22 protein-coding genes and 1 pseudogene are annotated in these 19,812 nt (G+C 68.3%); 19 read left to right on the plus strand and 4 right to left on the minus strand.

Annotated features, from left to right (window positions below; translation table 11 throughout):
* Window positions 1-95: 95 nt before the first annotated feature.
* The 4 genes and pseudogenes from ACFV9O_RS33695 to ykgO all read left to right on the plus strand — a co-directional run.
* Window positions 96-380, plus strand: a pseudogene (locus ACFV9O_RS33695) (VOC family protein); the annotation flags it as partial.
* A gap of 550 nt (window positions 381-930) precedes the next feature.
* A complete protein-coding gene (rpmG, locus tag ACFV9O_RS33700) occupies window positions 931-1,095 on the plus strand; it encodes a 50S ribosomal protein L33 (RefSeq protein WP_385424850.1) in 165 nt (54 codons plus the stop codon).
* Between the two features lie 89 nt (window positions 1,096-1,184).
* Window positions 1,185-1,445, plus strand: coding sequence for a type B 50S ribosomal protein L31 (locus ACFV9O_RS33705; RefSeq protein ID WP_385424853.1), 261 nt, complete (start codon window positions 1,185-1,187; stop codon window positions 1,443-1,445).
* A gap of 76 nt (window positions 1,446-1,521) precedes the next feature.
* A complete protein-coding gene (gene ykgO, locus ACFV9O_RS33710) occupies window positions 1,522-1,644 on the plus strand; it encodes a type B 50S ribosomal protein L36 (protein ID WP_336554702.1) in 123 nt (40 codons plus the stop codon).
* A 64-nt stretch (window positions 1,645-1,708) separates the two neighbouring features.
* Here ykgO and ACFV9O_RS33715 read toward each other — a convergent pair whose 3' ends face one another.
* The 3 genes from ACFV9O_RS33715 to tap all read right to left on the minus strand — a co-directional run bounded on the left by ACFV9O_RS33715 (window position 1,709) and on the right by tap (window position 4,647).
* Window positions 1,709-1,831, minus strand: a complete 123-nt coding sequence (locus ACFV9O_RS33715; RefSeq protein WP_385424858.1) for a hypothetical protein — start codon at window positions 1,829-1,831, stop codon at window positions 1,709-1,711.
* Window positions 1,832-1,914: 83 nt separating this feature from the next.
* Entirely contained in the window at window positions 1,915-2,469 is a 555-nt protein-coding gene (gene tpg / locus ACFV9O_RS33720) for a telomere-protecting terminal protein Tpg (RefSeq protein WP_385424860.1), read from the minus strand.
* Window positions 2,470-2,475: 6 nt separating this feature from the next.
* A complete protein-coding gene (tap, locus tag ACFV9O_RS33725; protein ID WP_385424863.1) occupies window positions 2,476-4,647 on the minus strand; it encodes a telomere-associated protein Tap in 2,172 nt (723 codons plus the stop codon).
* 364 nt (window positions 4,648-5,011) lie between these two features.
* Between tap and ACFV9O_RS33730 the strand changes: the two genes are divergently transcribed.
* The 4 genes from ACFV9O_RS33730 (at window position 5,012) to ACFV9O_RS33745 (ending at window position 8,793) form a co-directional block, all read left to right on the plus strand.
* Window positions 5,012-5,605 carry a DinB family protein gene (locus ACFV9O_RS33730; RefSeq protein WP_385424866.1) on the plus strand — a complete coding sequence of 198 codons (594 nt, stop codon included), beginning with the start codon at window positions 5,012-5,014 and terminating at the stop codon, window positions 5,603-5,605.
* Window positions 5,606-7,046: 1,441 nt separating this feature from the next.
* Window positions 7,047-7,712: a class I SAM-dependent methyltransferase gene (locus tag ACFV9O_RS33735; protein ID WP_385424869.1), complete on the plus strand. Its 666-nt coding sequence runs from the start codon at window positions 7,047-7,049 to the stop codon at window positions 7,710-7,712.
* Window positions 7,709-8,062, plus strand: a complete 354-nt coding sequence (locus tag ACFV9O_RS33740; protein WP_385424872.1) for a hypothetical protein — start codon at window positions 7,709-7,711, stop codon at window positions 8,060-8,062. The genes ACFV9O_RS33735 and ACFV9O_RS33740 overlap by 4 nt, the downstream gene beginning before the upstream one ends.
* Window positions 8,029-8,793 (plus strand): YqjF family protein, encoded by a 765-nt coding sequence (locus ACFV9O_RS33745; RefSeq protein WP_385424875.1) that lies wholly within the window; start codon window positions 8,029-8,031, stop codon window positions 8,791-8,793. Before ACFV9O_RS33740 ends, ACFV9O_RS33745 begins: the two co-directional genes overlap by 34 nt.
* A gap of 30 nt (window positions 8,794-8,823) precedes the next feature.
* On the opposite strand, the gene ACFV9O_RS33750 is transcribed toward ACFV9O_RS33745, so the two are convergent.
* Complete coding sequence (locus tag ACFV9O_RS33750; protein ID WP_385424919.1) at window positions 8,824-9,075, minus strand: hypothetical protein; 252 nt, start codon at window positions 9,073-9,075, stop codon at window positions 8,824-8,826.
* Between the two features lie 9 nt (window positions 9,076-9,084).
* Between ACFV9O_RS33750 and ACFV9O_RS33755 the strand changes: the two genes are divergently transcribed.
* The 11 genes from ACFV9O_RS33755 (at window position 9,085) to ACFV9O_RS33805 (ending at window position 19,812) form a co-directional block, all read left to right on the plus strand.
* Entirely contained in the window at window positions 9,085-9,252 is a 168-nt protein-coding gene (locus ACFV9O_RS33755) for a hypothetical protein (protein WP_385424921.1), read from the plus strand.
* Window positions 9,253-9,800: 548 nt separating this feature from the next.
* Window positions 9,801-10,046, plus strand: a complete 246-nt coding sequence (locus tag ACFV9O_RS33760; RefSeq protein ID WP_385424878.1) for a hypothetical protein — start codon at window positions 9,801-9,803, stop codon at window positions 10,044-10,046.
* A gap of 168 nt (window positions 10,047-10,214) precedes the next feature.
* Window positions 10,215-10,370 carry a hypothetical protein gene (locus tag ACFV9O_RS33765; RefSeq protein ID WP_385424881.1) on the plus strand — a complete coding sequence of 52 codons (156 nt, stop codon included), beginning with the start codon at window positions 10,215-10,217 and terminating at the stop codon, window positions 10,368-10,370.
* A gap of 179 nt (window positions 10,371-10,549) precedes the next feature.
* Window positions 10,550-11,710: a cytochrome P450 gene (locus ACFV9O_RS33770; protein WP_385424884.1), complete on the plus strand. Its 1,161-nt coding sequence runs from the start codon at window positions 10,550-10,552 to the stop codon at window positions 11,708-11,710.
* 84 nt (window positions 11,711-11,794) lie between these two features.
* Window positions 11,795-13,096 (plus strand): MFS transporter, encoded by a 1,302-nt coding sequence (locus ACFV9O_RS33775; protein ID WP_385424887.1) that lies wholly within the window; start codon window positions 11,795-11,797, stop codon window positions 13,094-13,096.
* 1 nt (window position 13,097) lies between these two features.
* Window positions 13,098-14,366 carry a glycine amidinotransferase gene (locus tag ACFV9O_RS33780; protein WP_385424890.1) on the plus strand — a complete coding sequence of 423 codons (1,269 nt, stop codon included), beginning with the start codon at window positions 13,098-13,100 and terminating at the stop codon, window positions 14,364-14,366.
* 12 nt (window positions 14,367-14,378) lie between these two features.
* Window positions 14,379-15,707 (plus strand): acetyl-CoA carboxylase biotin carboxylase subunit family protein, encoded by a 1,329-nt coding sequence (locus ACFV9O_RS33785; RefSeq protein ID WP_385424892.1) that lies wholly within the window; start codon window positions 14,379-14,381, stop codon window positions 15,705-15,707.
* Window positions 15,704-17,011 (plus strand): peptide ligase PGM1-related protein, encoded by a 1,308-nt coding sequence (locus ACFV9O_RS33790; protein WP_385424894.1) that lies wholly within the window; start codon window positions 15,704-15,706, stop codon window positions 17,009-17,011. The genes ACFV9O_RS33785 and ACFV9O_RS33790 overlap by 4 nt, the downstream gene beginning before the upstream one ends.
* Window positions 17,001-18,059, plus strand: a complete 1,059-nt coding sequence (locus ACFV9O_RS33795; protein WP_385424897.1) for a serine O-acetyltransferase — start codon at window positions 17,001-17,003, stop codon at window positions 18,057-18,059. Before ACFV9O_RS33790 ends, ACFV9O_RS33795 begins: the two co-directional genes overlap by 11 nt.
* Window positions 18,059-19,027, plus strand: a complete 969-nt coding sequence (locus ACFV9O_RS33800; RefSeq protein ID WP_385424899.1) for a PLP-dependent cysteine synthase family protein — start codon at window positions 18,059-18,061, stop codon at window positions 19,025-19,027. Before ACFV9O_RS33795 ends, ACFV9O_RS33800 begins: the two co-directional genes overlap by 1 nt.
* Entirely contained in the window at window positions 19,024-19,812 is a 789-nt protein-coding gene (locus ACFV9O_RS33805) for a methyltransferase domain-containing protein (RefSeq protein ID WP_385424902.1), read from the plus strand. Before ACFV9O_RS33800 ends, ACFV9O_RS33805 begins: the two co-directional genes overlap by 4 nt.

A 19,812-nucleotide genomic window follows, 5' to 3' on the forward strand; every position in this document is an offset into this window, starting at 1 on the left:
CCCAGTGGTCACAGAGCGTCGCAACTCCATGATCACCGAGACCTGTGCCCGCCTTGCTGCCTGGGCTCCTCAAACCGCCTATATGCGCGAGCTCTAAGTGGGATGAGGGCGCGTACCTCTCTGATCCGGACGGGGTGGGCCCCGGCATCTCCTTCCTGCAGGTGCCGGAGCCGAAGGTGGTGAAGAATCGGCTGCACATGGACCTACAGGTGGGTGGCGGTCGTGACACAGCTTGGGAGGTGCGCCGGCCACGCGTGGTCGAGGCCGTGGAGCGGTTGACTGCTGCGGGTGCGACCGTGGCCTGCGAGGACGAATTGCAGGGCAAGCCGGATCACGTGGTGATGGCCGACCCGGAAGGAAACGAATTCTGCTTGATCTGACGGCGGCCTTCGCGCCAAGCGGTCCCGCCTGCAGCGCGCGGCGAACTCGCTGAGCGATAGCCGTTACGCCCAGGACCTGGACTGACCGCTCGACCATTGACACCGACAGGGCACGCAGGACGAAGAGCGCGCGACGAGGCCCGCATAAGCTTCAATGGCACACGTGGCACAGGACAACGCTGCGTGATCGCCGGACGGGCCGGTGCGACACCGCTATCACGCTGTCACGCGGATACGGCTCTCAGAGCGTCCTACGGGCACCTTCCGAGCACGACAAACAGACATTCGCACCCCATATTCCCGGGTGCGTGTTGCACCTGATCCACCCGGCGTCACACCAGCGTGACAGAACGCATCGCATCGCGTGACACCTCCAATGATCACGATCTGTCAGCGTGACAGCGGTCCCGTAGCCGATCACCTGGCCCATGGGCTTCGCGCACCCCCGGGAATGTAATGAGCAATAGCCCGGTTACACCTGTCGTCTCTCGTGGAGGCGGGTCGGACCGCCCGGCTGATCCGCCCGGTTCTCCAGTGAAAGGGGAAAGTGATGGCACGTAACGACACGCGCCCTGTCGTGACGCTCCGGTCGATGGCAGGGACCGGCCACACCTACGTGACCCGCAAAAACCGGCTGAACGACCCCGACCGGCTCGTCCTGCGCAAGTACGACCCGGTGGCGGGCGAGCACGTGCTGTTCCGGGAAGAGCGCTAAGGATCTGCGCTCCGCACTCGTTGCCCGCCGGACCGATCCAGGCCTCAAGGCCGGGAAGACCTCAAGGCATCAAGGAAGGACACCCACCCGTGAAGCCTCGCATCCACCCCGTCTCCCGCCCCGTCGTCTTCCGTGACCGTGCCGCGGACGTCGCGTTCCTGACGCGCTCGACCGCTCGGTCCGACAAGACGATCGACTGGAGGGACGGAAGCACCTACCCGCTGATCGACGTCGAGATCTCCTCGGCGAGCCACCCCTTCTACACGGGGACCTCCCGCCTGGTGGACACCGCCGGCCGTGTCGAGCGCTTCGAGCACCGCTACGGCCGGGCGGGCGCGACCAAGGGCTGAGCAGGAGCGGTCGACCGGCATTGGCGGTTCGCGCCCGCCGGGGGCACACCCCCGGCGGGCGAGGGAAGGAAGAGCAATGAAGGTACGCAAGTCCTTGCGCGCACTGAAGGCCAGGCCTGGTGCCCAGGTCGTGCGGCGCAGGGGGACGACGTTCGTCCTCAACAAGAAGGAGCCGCGCTTCAAGGCCCGTCAGGGCTGACGGCGCGAGTGGGGTGCCCGGCCGCCGCGGACTCGCGGTGGCCGGGCTTCTCGCATGGGCGTCATCACCTGCCGGAGCCGTTCGGCCGCGCTCGCTCAATACCTCCGGACAGTGCGTTCCGCAGCGGCTCGTGCCCCTTCGCGCCGAGCTTCAACAGCGGCGCGATCTCCGTGTCGACGTCGTCCACGTGCCAGTCCGCGACCACGCCGGCCGAGGCGGAGAGTGGTCGACGAGATGGCTGGGAAGAGCAAAAGGATCGGAAATAGGGACTCAGAGTTCGAAGTCGATGTAGTCGACGTCGGTGAACTCCACCAGCAGCCCGGCGGCGCGGCGCCCGCGGTCCTTGAAGTAGATCTCCTGGAGCCCTTCGGCGGCGATGTCGCGCAGCCGCTGCTCGGTGGCTCCCTGCTCCTGGGCTTCGAAGAGCCGGGCCGCGTACTGCGGGGGCAGGGCCTGGGTGAGGTGGCGCAGACGGGCGTCGTCGGTGGTGCCCGGCGCGGCGGTGTAGCCGAAACGCGCGCGGGTGTCGACCATGATGCCATCGGTCGTGGCGGCGGCCTTCTTCGCCTTGGCGCGGATCTGCGGCTGCCATCGCTTCTTGACCTCGCCTTCCAGGCGGGCGGCGAGTTCCTTGCGGGGGTGCTTGATCTCGTTCTTGACATACCGCTCCACCGTGCGGATGTCGATGCCGAGCAGGTCGGCGACCGCCCTGGTGCCCTTGAACTGCTTGACCAGGTAGCGCATCTGCGCGGGCGCGGACTTCGGGATCGGGCGCGTGAACGCGCCCTGCACCGCCTTGTCCAGGCTGTCGCCGAGCATGCCCATCGCCGTCTACTCCCCGTTGTCCGCAGCGGTCACGTTGCCGTCCTTGATGTACCGGGCCAAGTTGAGGTCCTGGCCGTGTTCCTCGCGGATGCCTTCGGCCCAGAGGGTGGTCTGGGTGCCCTCGTGCTTGACCATCCCGGGCGAGACGCCGAGGCGGAAGCCGCCGGGCAGTGGCTTGCCGTCGTTGTAGGGCAGGAAGTCCAGCGGGCTCGGTCCCTCGGAGGCGTACACGGCGCAGTCGGACAGGATCGCTACCGGATAGATGTCGGCGGCCGCGGCGAGCTTGAGCATCTTGCGGTGCATGTTGACCCTGGCCTTGGAGATGACGGCCGCGCGGATGTCCGGGCGCCACGTCGGCCGGGCAAGGGCCGGCCACGGCCGGCCGGGACGCCAGCCGCCGCCGCGGGGTCGCTCGCGCAGCTTGCCGATGCCGCCCTTCACGGTCGCCTTGATCGCCGCGAGAACGATCGCCATCTCCGGGTCGGCCTGCTTGTGGCCGGCCATCGTCGTCAGGAACTCCTCCGGCGACATGTCGGCGGTGACGCCCAGGTCCGCCATCGTCGCGATGTACGCGTCGCGCAGCCGGTTGTACCAGCCGTCCAGGTAACGGCCGTTCTCCGGCCGGACGTACGCCTCGATCGGCGTCACCTGATGGCCGAGCTCCACCGCGTACGCGACGGTCGGCGTCGCGTACCAGGCCGGGCCCTCGGGACGGTTACCGGTCGGCGTGAACGGGCTGGGCAGGCGCTCGTCCAGCTCGATGTGGGACAGGTCGACCAGCCACGAGCCGGGCGTCGTCTTGTCGAAGACGGGATTCCTCACGTGTACCGGCGCCCCCAGGCCGACGTTGGTGCCGTTCGCGGCCGCGGCGAAGGCCATGTTGACGTCGATGCCGACCACGAAGCGCTTGGCGCACTCGGCGTCGGTGAGCGGGCGCGCCCAGTCGTACGCCTCCTCCACCAGGACCTCGTCCGGGGTGCGCTGGTGGAAGCGCGGCAAATCGGCGAGCAGCGGGTGTCCGTCCGGCGCCTCGCACGGCGCGCACGCCACCGGCTGGGTGCCCAGCGAGCCGGGGTTGTGCTCGCTGTGCCGCTTGCCGTTCTCGTCCGGCTCGCCGGCGCGGGTGGGCGGGTGCAGGGCGGTCATGAGCTCCAGGCCGTTGACGGCGGTGGAGCCGCGCGGGGTCATCACGCGGGTCGCGTAGGTGCCCAGCAGGCGGGCGAGTTCCGCCGGGGGCAGTTGTGCGGCGTCGCCCCAGGAACGGGCATCGAGCGCGTCCCAGCCGAGGATGCACAGCTGGACGCAGGAGCGTTGCGAGCCCTGTGCCGGACGGTAGATGCGGGCCCATGGGCCGAACCCGCGCCGGGTGAGCTGCCAGTTCGCCTTCGTCAGCTGCTTGAGGACCTTGTGTCCCTCCGCCAGCCGCCCGGCCCGGCGCTCTTCATCGCTCAGGCGCGCCGGGAGACCGTAGCGTTCGGCGGCGGCGTCGGTGAGGACCAGGACGGGGTCGGCGTCCTTGCCGTGGCGGTTCAGCCGGGGCGCACCGAGCTGGGCCTCGTTGAGGGTCCACTCGATCAGAGCAGGGAGAGACTTGGCGGTGACGTCCAGGACCAGGCCGCCGATGCAGTACGCGGACACCTGCCCGTCGACGACGTCCAGGACGGCGAGCGGCCCGTTGGTGAAGCGCGGGTCGATGGCGGCCGCGGCCGGCGATGGCTTCGACGTCGCCTTCTTCGCATCCGGACGGCGCGATGTCGACGTCGACTTGGCAGTGCTCGAAGTACCGGCGGGCGTCGATACAGACGGGGGCGCCGATGTGGCAGCGGCCCTGACGGTGGCGGCGGGTCCGGCGAAGGCCTGCGGTACCGGTGCGGGCGCGGCAGATTCCGAGGCCGTGATCCCGTCGGGCGCAGTGGTGGTCGCGGGGAAGCGCTCAGCGAGTCCTTCCAGAAGCCGAGCGTAAGCGGCACGCTTCGGGGGGCGGGGCTCGCTGCGCCCGGCCTCCCAGTTCCCGACCGACTCACGCCGGCTCTGCAGCGCCTTCGCGACCTGGTCCTGGCTCAGTCCGGCCGCCTCGCGCAGCCGCTTGCGCTCCGCAGGCGGCGGCAAGGGATCCTGAGCGACCTGTTCCAGCAGTGCGTCAACGGCATTGAACAGCGCCTCTTCGTCCTTGGGCACGGCTCACCTCCCATGCCGACCCTATCCCAATCGCGCGTCGATTCCCCTTGGATTCCGCATGGATCGCTCATCGAAATGGGCGGTCCGAGCCTGGCGCGGAGTCGGCAGTCAACTGGTTTCAAGCCACGTGCTCAGGGTTCGATGAGACGGGACCGCAAACATGACGGGCATCCGGGAGGGAACTTCGGCACATCGGGTCGTCGCATCGCTCTCGCTGTCCGGACCGACGCTGTCCCGTCTCTGTCGATCTGGCCCTGTCTCAAGTGACCCGGTCCGATTCGCTCGTCGCGTCAGATGACCTGGTTCGCCGCGAGCGGTGGACAAAAGCGGTGGACAAAGATCGCGCGAGCGGCAGACTGGCCCCATGCCCGAATCGGATCCCAAGGCTGACCTTCACTTTTACCTGCAGTCCGCCCGCGATGCCCTGCTGTGGAAGCTCGAAGGGCTCTCGGAGTACGACACCCGCCGCCCGCTGACACAGACCGGCACCAACCTCCTGGGCCTGGTGAAACACGTGGCCAGCGTGGAGTTGGGCTACCTCGGTGACACCTTCGGACGGCCGTCCGGCGAGCCGCTGCCCTGGCTCGAAGACGGTGCTGAGCCCAACGCGGACATGTGGGTCACCGCCGACGAGTCACGCGAGTACATCGTGGAGCTTTACCGCCGGGCGTGGGCGCACGCGGACGCGACGCTCGACGCGCTGGCGCTGGACACGATCGGCAGGGTGCCGTGGTGGCCGAGCGGTAGGGACGAGGTGACGTTGCACCATGCCGTAGTGCGCGTGATTGCTGATACGCACCGGCACGCCGGGCACGCCGACATCGTCCGGGAACTCATCGACGGCGCCGTGGGGATGAACAAGGGCAACGACAGCATGGCGCCGGGCGACTCGGCGTGGTGGGAGAACTATCGAAGCCGCCTGGAGCGTGCAGCTCAGAAAGCCGACCGAGGCGCGTAACTTCGGACCGGACCGAATGAGACGACGACCGGCATCCACTCTCACAGGGCCGGTGTCCCGTCTCATGAGATCTTACAAAGGCGGGACCGTTGACCTGCGGCGTGACAGGTTGGAGTGAGCGCGGCCCAGGGCGAGCTGATGCAGATCGACTCCACCCCACTGCCCACATCACCCCAGCCGGGCAGCGGCAAGACGCGGCAGCTGCCAGCGCTCTCGCGCTCGCCCCGGAGGGGGCCTGGGTGGCCACCGCGTGACCGGTCAGCCCGGCCACCGGCTCACCGGTATCCGCGTCCCACACCCCGATGTCGCCGGAGGGCCTCTGGAACGTGGCCACCGCCACCCGCCGCCGTGGGCGATAGCACGACCCTGCCGGTCTGGGACCGGCCGCCCGGTCGCCGCCATGCGCACCGACGGTCGCCTGCGCCGCTGCGCCTGGACCCCTGACAGCCGCGGCATCTTCGCGGGCGGCGACCGGGGGCTCTACTTCTATGAGTTGCGGGCAGGGTGAGGCGGATGAGGGGCTCCTGTTCGCCGTGCTGACTGGCACCCCGACGCCCGCCGCCATCCCGACATCTGCGCCGGACCGAAACCGCACCGGCCGGCTTCCCATCGGAGCGCACCCTCTCCCCCGTGCTGACGAGCACGAACAGCGCTCTTCACAGCACGGCCCCGGGTCTCGGCTGGGCAGTGTGAACACCACCGGCACGACGAGGAAAGTGATTCGTCCGCGCGCGTGATCGGGGTTCGTCCACCGGCTCGGTCAAGGCGATTGGGGAGACGTCCGGTGAGCCTTCCCATAACTTCGGCTCGAACGCCAGCCCTCCGGGCAGACCTCGGGACTCCAGCGGAGAAGCAAGACTCACATCGCTGGAATACCCGTAGGCAAGGTGCAAACTCTCCCTATCGGATGGAAGGTGCCGGGTTGGCCGTGGATCTGGAGAGCATCGCGCAGGAGTTGTACGGGCTTCCGCCTGGAGAGTTCATCGACGCCCGCGGCCGGCACGCGGCCGCAGCCCGTAAGGCGAAGGACCGGACGCTGGCCAACCGGATCACCGCACTGCGCCGGCCGACGCTGGCGGCGTGGGCGAGCAACCTTCTGGTTCGCTCGGACCTTGTTTCCCGAAGAGTCATCCACAGCCATCAGATCGGTGGATCAAGGCTAAGCGTCACCACTGACAACAGCCGAAAGCACAGGTCACGACGGATATGCAGGGAACTCCGCCGCTTCGCGGCTCCGCGCCAAGGACCCATTCCTCCCCGCCCTGAAGGACGGGGCCTCCTGGGAGAAATCAGGTGAAAACAAGGTCCTGGCCCATCCCACGAAATTCGATCCGGGTCGGCGGGGCCGGCGTCCGGCGTGTACGCGAACGCTGAAGAGACGTTAGGCCGGGGTGGGGTGGCGACTACGCTGACCTGCAGATTCAACCGGGAGGCGGACACCGTGGCAGACGACGGGCAGGAGCTGGCCGACGCGCAGCGCGCGCACTGGCAGAACACCTACCGCGCCCACCCCGGCATGTACGGCGAGCAGCCCTCCGCCGCTGCGGTCCACGCAGCCGGCGTCTTCCGTGTGGCCGGCGCCAGGGACGTGCTGGAGCTGGGGGCGGGGCACGGCCGCGACGCCCTGTACTTCGCCCGCGAGGGTTTCACCGTCCGGGCCACCGACTTCAGCCCCGTCGGCCTGGAGCAGCTCCAGCACGTCGCGCGCGAGCATGGCGTCGCTGAACGGGTGACCACGGCGGTGCACGACGTGCGTGAGCCACTACCCCTGCCCGACGCCTCCGTCGACGCGGTCTTCGCGCATATGTTGCTGTGCATGGCCCTGTCCACCAAGGAGATCCACGATCTGGTCGGCGAGATCCGGCGCGTCCTGCGGCCCGGCGGCGTGTTCGTCCACACCGTGCGCCACACCGGCGACGCGCACTACGGCGACGGCACCGCGCACGGTGACGACATCTACGAGCACGGCGGGTTCGCCGTGCACTTCTTCCCCCGCGACCTGGTCGACGCCCTCGCCGACGGCTGGACCCTGAACGAGGTCCATGCCTTCGAGGAAGGCGACCTGCCCCGCCGCCTGTGGCGCACCACCCAGACCCTGCCCCGATGACCGGCGGCCCCGTAACGGCAGCGGACATCACCGTCGACGGCACCGGTCTGCTGTACGTGACCCGGCTTCTGAAGCTGTGCGCACGAATCGCCGTTGCCGAGCCGAACACGGTCGTCCACGTCATCGCCACCCACCCCGCCGCGCCACTCGACCTGGCTGCCTTGGCGGCGGCGACCGCGGCGGCGCCGGTCGTAAGCGCGCGCATGATGTGCGGCATGTATGGCGCGCACACGCGATTGACATGTACACAACAGTACGACCGGCTTCTCGCCTCACGGCCCTCGAAGAGCACGTCGCGGTCTGCGATGCTGGCGTCGTGTCGCATACGAACATCGCCCCGGAGCCCATAGCCCCGGAACCGCCCGGCTCCACGGGGAGTCCGCTGCTCACGCAGTCGTGGCTCGACCTGGCCTTTCTCCACTGGGCCGTCGACCCTGCGGACGTGGCGCCGCTCCTGCCGGCCGGTACGATGCCCGACACCCTCGACGACGCCAGCTACGTCGGCCTCGTCGCCTTCCGCATGCACCGGGTGGGCTGGTTCCGCCTCCCTGGCATCCCCTACCTCGGCACCTTTCCCGAGACCAATGTGCGCCTCTACTCGGTGGACGCCCAGGGCCGGCGCGGCGTGGTCTTCCGCTCGCTGGACGCGTCCCGCCTGATACCCGTGACCGTGGCGCGAACCGCCTTCCGGCTGCCTTATCTGTGGTCCCGGATGGCCATTGCGCACCACGACGACACGATCACGTACACGAGCACGCGGCGGTGGCCGGGGCCGCGTGGAGCGCACTGCCGGATCACCGTCAAGGTCGGTGAGAGCGTCACGGATCCCACGGAACTCGAGCACTTCCTGACCGCCCGTTGGGGCATGCACAACGCCTTCTTCGGGCGGCAGCTGTACCTCCCGAACACCCATCCCCGCTGGCCGCTGCACCGGGCCCAGCTGCTCGAATGCGACGAGGACCTCATCGTCGCGGCAGGGCTCCCGGCGCCCACCGGAGACCCGGTAAGCGTCCTGTACTCCCCCGGCGTGCCCGTCCGCTTCGGACGGCCCAGCCGCCCGGGCGGTATCCCGACGCCGTGACCGCCACAGTCCCCACTTGGGAATACTGGATCAGCCCGGCACTGGCGGTCGGCTCGCGGCTTCGTACGAGCCGCCGGAGCACGCGAACTCGGCCTCACCGGCCTTGAGTTCGGCGAGGTCAACCGCGTCGCGCAGCGCGTCAATGTGCGCGAACGCAGTGTCGGCGAGCGGCTCAGGCTGATCAGAAACCAACTGCAGCCGAAAGCGTGCCGTCTCGGCCAAGGCGCCCAGGCGGTCGGCTTCGGCGAGCGCCTCGGCCGTAATCTCGGTGCCGCCGAACACGGTGACCGGGTGGCGCAGCGCGTCGAGGACGCCCGCAATGTTGCAGAGGCCCTCGGCGGGCGCGGCCGTTTCGGCGATGTCCTCGAGGAGGGCGAGCCGGGAGGCCGCCCAGCGCAGGTCGAGGGAGCGGGCCGCGGCCGGGTCTCGCCTTCGTCAGTGGACTCCTTCGCCCACTGAGGGGCCCGGCACAGGCCAGTCCGTTCTCGTTGAAGCGGTGGATGACGTCACGGACGGTGTCCTCGTCGGCCTGGACGAGCCCGGCGGTCACCGGGGCGTGGGACCCGGGGCAGCCGGACTAGTCGAGTTCCTGGGGGCTGGTTCCGGCTGGCTCGGCCGTAGTCAGCGTGCGCCAGAGGTGGAGTCCTCACGAGCCGGAAACCCACTGCGTCCGCACCAGTGGCGTTCGGTCTCGCCCGAAGCAGGTTGCAGCCTTTTATCAAGACCCGCGAGTGGTCAAGTCAAGTAATTCGGGAACGTGACACGCATTTGCTGCCCGGGTCTATTGAAGACGTGGACTCACCGAGAAGGCGGCCCCACCCATTGATGACTCAGGGTATCCCCGCCGCACCGCGCCACCCGCAATTCGATGCGGACGAGTAGTGAGTGTTGACCCCGACAAGAGTTACTCCCAGGCAGATCGCTTTTACGCTGCGCAGCCATGTCTACCCAGCCGGCCGCTTCCGCGGTTCGTTTCCGGCGAGAAGGCCATGCAGGGTGCGAACGCCATGCAGAACGACGACGCGCCCGGTACCGCGATCCGCGTTCTGGCCATGCTCGTCCTGCTCGGGAGTCGCGACCACATCGTCGATGAGTACCGCTGCCTGCTGGAACACGCCGGTTTCATCGAGAACCGCACCCTCCATGGCGAAACCGGCATTCGCTTGCCGGAGGCAGGACCGAGCGGGGTCGCCAGCACGATATCCGACCTCATCCCTCATTCCGGAGATGGACCCCATATCAAGATCACATAAGAACATCAAGTCACGTTTTTCAGGGACGTGACACGTGTTTCCCTGTCGGATTTATTTGAAGCCACGGCCTCACCACAACTCCTACCCGTAACGCATACGAGGCCGAGCTGTCATCTCACTTCCGCGGGGCAAATGACAAAACCCCCCGCACAAATCGAGGAGGGTCCGATGAATGGGCATTTCTGGACGCATCGCCTGTTGCTGGCCTCGGCCACCGTAGCCCTGGTCGGCAACGTCGCGCTGGTCCCGGCCACGGCCTTCGCATCGCCGACAGCACACACCACGGCGGTCTCGTCCCGCGGCTGCCACCAAGCCGCCTTCTAGGCCGGGGCGTGCTGCGCCCCGGCCGCCGAGTCCGCGGCCGACATTCCCCACAGGGAAAGGAGGGGTCGCCATGCGGTACGACCACTGCCTGTAGTTCGAGCAGGTCGGGCCCGGGAGAACGCCGGGCCCGAACCTCACTCTTCACATGATCCGCCGACACCGAAGAGGAACGAAAGTCAATGACGACATCCATCAACTACAACCCACTGGACTGGGCAACGATCGTCGACCCTTATCCAACCTATGCCGAGTTGCGCGCCCATGCTCCGGTGTTCTGGCACGAGCAGATGCAGTCCTGGGTGCTCACTCGATACCACGACTGCCGAGACGTGTTGCGCAACCATGCAGTGTGGGCTCGGGACTGGCGCCGAGTCGGCGCCGACGTTCCCGATGAGCGACTGAACATCCAGTACCAGGACCCTCCGGAGCAGGCGAGGTTGCGTGCTCTGATCCTCAATGCCATGCGGGCACCGGACATGCGGGACATCGGCCGGCGCACCCGACCCGATCTCGAGGGGCATTTCGAACGGCTCGCCGATCGCGACGAGTTCGATCTCATGAGCGAGGTCGCGGCCCCACTGGCGCTGCAGATCACCTGTGACCTCGTCGGCGTGGAACCGCCGGCGCTGGAAACCTACGTGAGGATCTTCGAAGGGCTGACCCGGCGGATGGACAGCGGGCTCGAGCCGGACCACGCCCGGCCCGGGGAGGAAGTGGGGCTCGAACTTCATGCGTTGATGAAGGCCTGGTTCGCGACGACCCGGCTTCCGGGAATGATCGCGAGCCTGCGGGAGAGCCCGCACACGAAGACGATGCCGGACGCCTACGTCCGGAACACGGTGAGCGCGGTTTTCAACGCCAGTTACAGCACGGTCTATGCCTCGACCGGAGCCGTCGTCCTGACTCTGCTGCAGCATCCACACGTGCTCGATCAGCTGCGCGATCGCAACCTGATGGCTGCTGGGGTGGCGGAGCTGATCCGCTTCTGCAGCCCGGCCCAGGGCACGAGCCGCGTGGCGACTCAGCGAACGAAGATCGGCGACACCACGATCGAGCAGGGCGAGGTCGTCGTGACCCTTTTCGCCGCCGCCAATCGGGATCCGGAGTACTTCGACCGCCCGGATGAGCTCATTCTCGACCGTTCGCCCAACCAGCATCTGGGATTCGGATGGGGTCCGCACATCTGTGCCGGCGCACAACTCGCAACGGAGTGGCTGTATGAACTCATCGACTTCCTGCACGAGTGGCCGTCGGCATTGACCTTGGCAGGCGAGCCCAGATACATGCGCTCCGCGACGCTCCGCAATCTGGAAGCGCTGCCCGTGACCCTTCGCCATTGAGCCCATGAGGGCGCACAGGCGTGGTGCCGTGAACGCATTGCGCCTGCTCGACGCAACCGACCGCTATGCACAAGCGAGGACGCCATGACCAGCAAGCTGATGCTCGACGTGACGCCACTGCGGCAGTCGCCGGCATTCCGCCTGCTCTGGATCGGGCAAGCCGTTTCCGGTGTTGGCGGACAGATGACCGTTTTCGCCGTGGCGCTCCAGGTGTACCTGCTCACGAAGAGCACTCTGGCGGTCGGCGTCATCGGGTTGTGCACCGCGATTCCCATGCTTTCCATGGCGCTCGTCGGAGGCACGCTCGGCGACGCCTACGACCGCAGGAAGATCGTTCTTTTCGCTGGTTGCGGCCAGGTGGCGGTGTCGCTGGCTTTCGCCGTGCAGGCCTTCGCCGGGATGAACCGGCTCTGGCTGCTGTATGTCCTCTGCATCGCCCAGTCGACCCTCGGTGCCATCAGCGTTCCGGCCAAACGGACCTTCATGGCGAACCTGCTGCCCAAGGACCAGATTCCGGCAGGCGCCGCCCTCACCATGCTCATCGTGCATTTCGCCGGGATCGCAGGTCCGATCCTCGCCGGTGCGGTCGCCGGTTTCTGGGGACTGCAGGTGTGTTACGCCGTGGACGCTGTCAGTTTCATCGCTGCGATCTACGTCGTCGCGAAACTCCCGGCCATGCCGCCGCAGGCAGTGATCGCCCGCCCCAGTGCCAGGGCGATCGTCGCCGCCCTGCGCTATATCCGCGTGAACGACGTCCTGCGGGGTGCGTTCCTCGCCGATCTCAGCTTGACGCTGCTCGCGACCCCGACCGCGCTGCTTCCGGCGATCAACGATCGGAATCTGGGTGGCAATGCCGAGACGCTCGGCATGCTGATGGCGGCGCCGGCCGTCGGAGGCATCCTGGGATCGCTGTTCTCCGGGCGGGCCGGCCGAGTCGCACATAAGGGCCGGGGCATGCTGCTCGCGGGTGGTGCATGGGGAACCTGCATCGCGGTCTTCGGGCTGGTCCATGCTCCGGCACTGGCGATCGCGCTCCTGCTGGTAGCGGGCATGGCGGACGTCATCAGCGTCGTCTTCCTCACGACGATCGTCCAGAGCACGGTGGACGACAACTACCGGAGCAGGGTGAGCGCGGTCGAATTCGTCGTGGGCGCCGGAGGTCCACAGCTCGGCAGTATGCGCGCCGGCGCGCTCGGCGCGGTCACCTCACCCGGCCTGTCCGCCGTCATCGGCGGCGCGACATCCGTTCTCGCGGCAGCGTTGCTGGCCGTTGCATTGCCGAAGTTCGCCCGGTGGGAATCCACGTCCCCGAACCGGGCCCCCGCCGAGGAACCCGCCAGGGAGCCATCTGAAATCGAGGCCTATGTCGCCTCGGAGAAGGACTGACATGACTTTGGAAATCTTTTCGCCGCAGCAGGCGGACATCGACACCGAAGCGTCGGGGGTGACCCGGCCAGGTGTGCCTGCCGGCCCGATCGTCAATTCGTGGAACGAATGGGACCCGCTCGAGGAGATCGTCATCGGCCACGCGGACGGAGCCTGCTTCGAACCGACCGAACCCGGGTACCGCCCCCAACTCCGAGGGACCCCAAACGGTCAGCGCTTCCCCACCGGGCCGAAGTCCCCCGATGTGATAGCCCGCGCGAATGAGGAGCTCGAAGGCCTTGCCGAACTCCTGCGCACGCTCGGGGTGAGGGTTCGCCGTCCCGACACCGGTGACTTCACGGCAGCCGTCAAGGCGCCGTCCTTCGAGGTAACCAACCAGTACTGCTCCGTCTGCCCTCGTGACGTCCTCATCACGGTGGGAAACCAGATCATCGAGGCCACGATGTCGCGGAGGGCCAGGTTCTTCGAGTACCTGCCGTACCGGAGCCTCGTCTACCACTACTGGACCGCCGACGAGCGCGTGGTGTGGACCGCCGCGCCGAAGCCCTCCATGAGCGACATGATGTACCGCCGGGAATTCTGGGAGCTGACCCTGGCCGAACGGCACGCGAGGATGCACGACTTCGAGTTCTGCATCACGCAGGACGAAGTGGTCTTCGATGCGGCCGACATCACCAGGATGGGCCGCGACATCTTCGTCCAGGAATCCATGACGACCAACCGGGCGGGTATCCGCTGGCTGCGCAGAGAACTCGAACCTCGCGGTCTCCGCGTCCATGCCCTGCATTTCCCGCTCGATTTCTTTCCCTCCCACATCGACTGCACGTTCGTCCCACTGCGACCAGGGCTGGTGCTCACCAACCCGGACCGGCCGCTCAAGGCCGACGAGCGGGAGTTCTTCGTCCGCAACGGTTGGCGACTCGTCGACGCGCCGGCGCCGGCGTACGGCAACGACGAGATGCCCCGATACTGCCAGTCCTCCAAATGGCTCTCGATGAACCTGCTGAGCGTCGCTCCGGACGTGGTCGTCTGCGAAGCGAGCGAGCGGAACCTGCACGAGCTGCTGCGCGGGCTTGGCTTCGAGGTCCTCACGGTCCCGTTCCGGGGCGTCTACGAGTTCGGCGGCTCGCTGCACTGCGCGACCTGGGACCTCCGCCGGACCGGCGAGTGCCAGGAGTACTTCGACGTTCCGGACCGCACCCCCCGGCGCGCACCCGGCGCCGCCGGTCCGGCCGTACGAATTCACCACCACCCGATCACCCACTCTTGACGGAGGAAGACCATGCACGTACTGCACATCGGCGCACATCCCAAGGCGATCCGCGGGCTCCACCAAGGCGGCCACGAGATCACGCTGCTGTACGAGGCGGCGGACGGGGACCGGATGTACCGCACCCCCGGGCTCAGGGCACTCGTGACGCGCGCCTGCGCGGTCGATTCCTACCGCCATGTGGAGGCGCTGTGGTCGGCTCTGCACCACCTCGGACCGATACCGAAGGTGGACGCCGTGCTGACGACCAACGAGTACGGCGTCGTCGGTTCCGCCGTCCTCGGCAAGCAGCTCGACGCCATCGCCCTGGACCCCGCTGTCGCACTCGCCTGCCGGGACAAGGCCATGCAGAAGACCAAGTGGCGCAAGGCAGACGTTCCGACGGCGAAGTTCGTGGTACTGCCGGAGGCGGCGGCACAGTCCGTCGACGCCGTACGAACGCTGCTGGCCGCGGCCGGCCTCGAGTTCCCCGTCGTCGTCAAGCCCCCGGCCGGCGGCGGCGCGGAGTCGGTGACCGTCGCGGAGACCACCCACGACATCATGCGGGTCGCCCGGCACAACCCTCAGCTGCGCCGGGTTCTCGTGGAGGAGTTCATCGACGGCCCGGAATGGCACTTCGACGGCATCGTCCAAAACGGATCGATCAGCAGGTTGATGGTCTCCCAATACGGCGAGCCATTGCTGTGCACCAAGCGGGGCGAGCCGACCCGGTCGATGGGCCTGCCTCCCGCCAAGCATCCCGGCGCGTACGCCGCCGCGACCGCGTTCGCGACGCGCGCGCTCAAGGCGCTCGGCCTGCAGACCGGCGTCTTCCATTTCGAGGCGTTCGGCCACCCTGGCGAGTTCGTCGCCGGCGAACTCGCCTGCCGGCCCGGCGGCAGCGGGTTGTGGACGGTGGCCGAGAAGACGATCGGCCTCGACCTGTTCGCCGCCGCCACGCAGCTGTTCACCGGAGACCAGGTGGAAAAGCTCACGGCGTCGCCGGACAAGGTCCACGGATGGGTTCACCTGCCCTCGGCGGCCGGGCTCCCGAACACCGTGCACGAGGCCGACATCAGGGCCGTCCCGGGCGTCGACGGCGTCGTCCTCGTACCCCTGGGCGTGCCGATGCGGGACATGTCCGAGACCTCGTCCGCCGGGGTCGGGTACGCGACCGTCGCCGCGGCGGACGAAGCCGAGTGCCGGCGCGTCATGGCCGAGGTCGTGACCCGGGTACGAGCGATCCACGACGAGCGCGGCCGCGCCGCACTGCACGCCAGGAGCGACGTCGCCTCGGTCGGCGCACCCCTCGGCGTGCCCCTTGGCCTCACGCACCGAGCACCGGCGATGGGCATGCGATGAAACTCCTGATCGCGAACGACATCGACGACACCCTCTTTCTCCGGCCGGACCCCCGAGCCTGGGCGCAACGCGTGTTCTGGTTCGCGGAGGAAGGCGATCTCGTCCTCGTCTCCGACACGCCGGATCCGGCCTTCGTCCAGCACGTCGGCAGTGTCAAAGGCACCGACATGTCCCGGGTGAACGTGCGTCTGTGTCCCAAGGGTCTGCACGGTCGGCGACGGATCGACTTCCTCGCGCTGTTCGACCGGCGGTTCCTCGGCTCGACCGCCCGGGAACTCGCCGGCGTCACCGAGGTGTTCAGCCTGTTCCCGTCCGCCCAGTTGAGCGAATTCGTCTCGCAGCTCGGCATCCGCAACTGCCTGCCGGGAGCCGACTTCATCGCCCAGGGCGGCGGTGAACTGGCCAACAGCAAGACCACCTTCCGAGCCCTGGCCGCAGGTAGCGGGGTGCGCATCGCGGCGGGGTCGGTGTGCCGCAGCCACCTCGGGGCGGCTGCGGCGACCCAGTGGCTGCTGGACGCCGGCCACGACGTGATGGTGAAGATGGCGCACCACGGGGCCGGGTCCGGCAACGAGATGGTCCTGCGGCCCGGCAGGCACGCACCCCACGACGTCGGCGGCCGGACCGTGCACGAGCTGGACGGCCGGCAGGACGCCGTGTCGCGGTACTGGAGCGACCGGTGGGAATGGGCATCCGCAGGCGGCAGGTACGCCGTCGTCGTCGAGCAGCTGCTCGATGCCACCGCCAGCTACTACGCCGAGTACGCCGTGACCGATACAGGGGTCGAGCTGGGGGGAGTCGGCCGCCTGTCCTTCATCGACCGCAGGCTTGCCTTCGAGACGTTCCCGGCGCGCTCGCTGACCGAGTCACAACATCTGGAGCTGGTCTCCGGTGCCGAGACCCTTGCCCGTGCCTACCACGGCATCGGATACCGGGGCCAGCTCTGCGCCGACGCGGTGGCCACCGGGGACGGGCGGATCGCCTTCACCGAGGTCAACGCCCGGACAACGACATCCACTCACCTGTACGACATCATGGCGGGCCTGTCGCCCGCCGAGACGACGATGCTCAGCCAGCGGCTCACCCCCGCGACCTGGAAGCCGATCTCCACCACGGACTTCCTGGCGACCGTGGCCGACGCCGGCCTCCTGTTCGACCGTGATCGACGACGCGGCGTGCTCATGACGATGCCCGTCTCGCCGGCATCCGGGAAAGGCGGGTTCCTGTACGTGATCGTCTGCGGCGATCCGGACGAGGAAGCGGCCTACCAACGTGAGCTGGAAGGAATGTTCGATGAGGCGTAACCGTTCGCCGGGCGCGGCCGCCGCGACCCGGCTTCCGTACCCGATCGCCACGGGCAATGCGGAGGCGCGGGAGCGGCACACGGCGCTGGCCGCCGCGCTGCGGGACGTCGCGCGTCCGAGGATCCGCCAGATCCGCTCGGTGCTCCGGGCGTGGAAACCGTGCTCGCCGGAGCTCGTGGACCTGGTGGAAGGCGACCTGTTCGCCTTCACGCAGCGGGATCCCGCAGCCCACGGCTCATGGCGTGAGGTCGTGGGTTCCTACCGCTGCTTCAGGGCAGTGCTGAGCTACCGGCTGGCACATTCGATCCTCGGCGCGCCCCTGCGCCCGGACGCCGACGGCAGCCGGCTGCGGATGCTCGCGCGCGACATTGCCGAGCAGGCCAAGGTGGAGACGGGGGTCGAAATCCACCCGGCGGCCGTGATCGGCAGGCGATTCGTCGTCGACCACGGCATGGGGACCGTCATCGGCGAGACAGCGAGTCTGGGCGACGACTGCTACGTCCTGCAGGGCGTCGTCCTGGGATCGACTCGAATCGCGGACAATCCGCAAGGCCGGCGGCACCCGGCCATCGGCTCGCGAGTCGAGATCGGTGCGTTCGCGCGCATTCTCGGCCCGGTCGGAATCGGTGACGATGTCGTCATCGGATGCCATGCCCTCGTGCAGTGCGACATCCCGGCAGGCGCCCGGGTCAGCGTGTTGAACCACCATCAGGAGATCCGGGGCGGAACCACCATCGGCATCACCGCCATCGAAGTGATCGGCGAAGGCCTCCTCCTGGTGCGCGGCAGCGGTCTGGCCCATCCCGGCCTCTGCGTGGAGGGGCTGTCCGACCGCCACCAGAACGCCACGCCGGTGGTGGTTCTCGACCGCGGCAGCCGGCATCTGCTGCTCGGGCTGGACGGAACGGCCGGCAAGCCCCCTGCGCATGTCCGGCTGGCCGTGCCCGACGGCACCAGTACGTCGATCCCCGTACCCCGCGCCGCCGGTGTCCGGCGAACGCGCCACGGTGGAGCCGGCTCCGCCGCGTCACACGCCGGAGCGGGCTGATGGACACGGCCACGCCCCTGATCGCCTCGTCGGTGCTGGATCTCATCGGCCGGACGCCGCTGCTCGAACTGCGGCGGCTGACCGCCGGCCTGGACCGGACCGTGTACCTGAAGCTGGAGATGCTGAACCCGGGCGGAAGCCACAAGGTACGGATCGCGCTCAACATGGTGCTGGCCGCCGAGCACGAGGGGCTTCTCGTTCGCGGTTCCGGGCAGACCATCCTCGAACCCACCGGCGGGAACACCGGCACCGGGCTCGCGATGGTCGCCGCCTTGCTGGGATACCGCCTGGTCCTCGTCATCCCGGACAACTACAGCCCGGCCAAGCAGCGGCTCCTTCGAGCGTTCGGTGCCGAGATCGCGCTGTCCGACCACCGTCTGGGCGGCAACTCGCACGGCGAGAAGGCGATGGAGCTGCAGTTCGAGCACCCGGACTGGATCCTGCTCAACCAGCAGGCCAACCCCGCGAACCCGGCCATGCACGACCGGACCACCGCCATGGAGCTGTTGGAGGCCTTCCCCGGTGAGCTGCCGGACGTGATGATCGCCGGGGTCGGGACCGGCGGGCATCTCACCGGGATCGGCCGGACGCTGCGCCGGCACAGACCGGATCTGCGGATCGTGGCGGTCGCGCCTCCAGGATGCTCCTTCACACAGAACAGGTTCACCACGCACCGATTGCAAGGGCTGGCCGTCGGACTGGTGCCCGCCAATCTCGACGTCGCGCTGATCGACGAGGAGATCGTCGTCACCGAGGACGAGGCCGCGACGATGATGCGGACGCTGATGCGGGCCGAAGGCCTTGCGGTCGGACTGTCCTCCGCGGCGAACGTGGTCGCCGCACTCGCCTGTGCACGGACCTGCCGTCCGGGCACACGGATTCTGACGTTTGCCTACGACTCCGCCCAGGACTACCTCGACGAACTCGCGGAGCCCGGCGAGACCGCTCACCCCAGGAACACACCATGACCGACATGCTCACCTTCGACGCGGAAGCGGCACGCAGCCTCGAACGGACCTACCGCACACCGGATGTCGTCGCGCAGCGCCGCATCGTCCTCGACACACTCGCACTGCGGCCCGGCGAACGGGTCCTCGACATCGGGTGCGGACCGGGTCTGCTGGCCGCCGAGTCGGCCGCGGTCGTCGGCGCCCGCGGCCACGTCATCGGTGTCGACAAGAGTGAAAGCATGCTGACGCTGGCTCGATCCCGGGCTGTCGTGCCGGGCGGGGGCAAGGTGGACCTGCGCCGCGCGGCGGCGGATCACTTGCCGTGCGCCGAACGCAGCGTCGACGTGGCGGTGTCGACGCAGGTCCTGGAATACGTCGCGGACGTGGCGGGCGCGCTCGCCGAGATCCACCGGGTGCTCGTGCCGGGCGGGCGGGTCGCCGTGCTGGACACCGATTGGGACTCCCTCGTGTGGCACTGCACCGACCGGCCACGGATGACCCGGATGCTTGCCGCATGGGATCGGCATCTCGCCGATCCGCACCTGCCCCGCACCCTTCTCCGGGCATTGCGCCGGGCCGGTTTCGAGGCGGCCTCACCACTTGTCATACCGCTGCTCAACGTCGGCTACCGGCACGACACGTACAGCGCTGGTCTGATCGACATCGTCGCCTCGTACGTCGTCGGGCGCGACGGACTGACCGATGACGAGATCGTCGCCTGGTCGAACGACCTGCGTGGACTCGGCGACGACTATTTTTTCAGCCTGAACCGGTACCTCTTCACCGCCACGAAGCGTCCTTGA

Source organism: Streptomyces sp. NPDC059909, assembly GCF_042730885.1.
Taxonomy (GTDB): domain Bacteria; phylum Actinomycetota; class Actinomycetes; order Streptomycetales; family Streptomycetaceae; genus Streptomyces.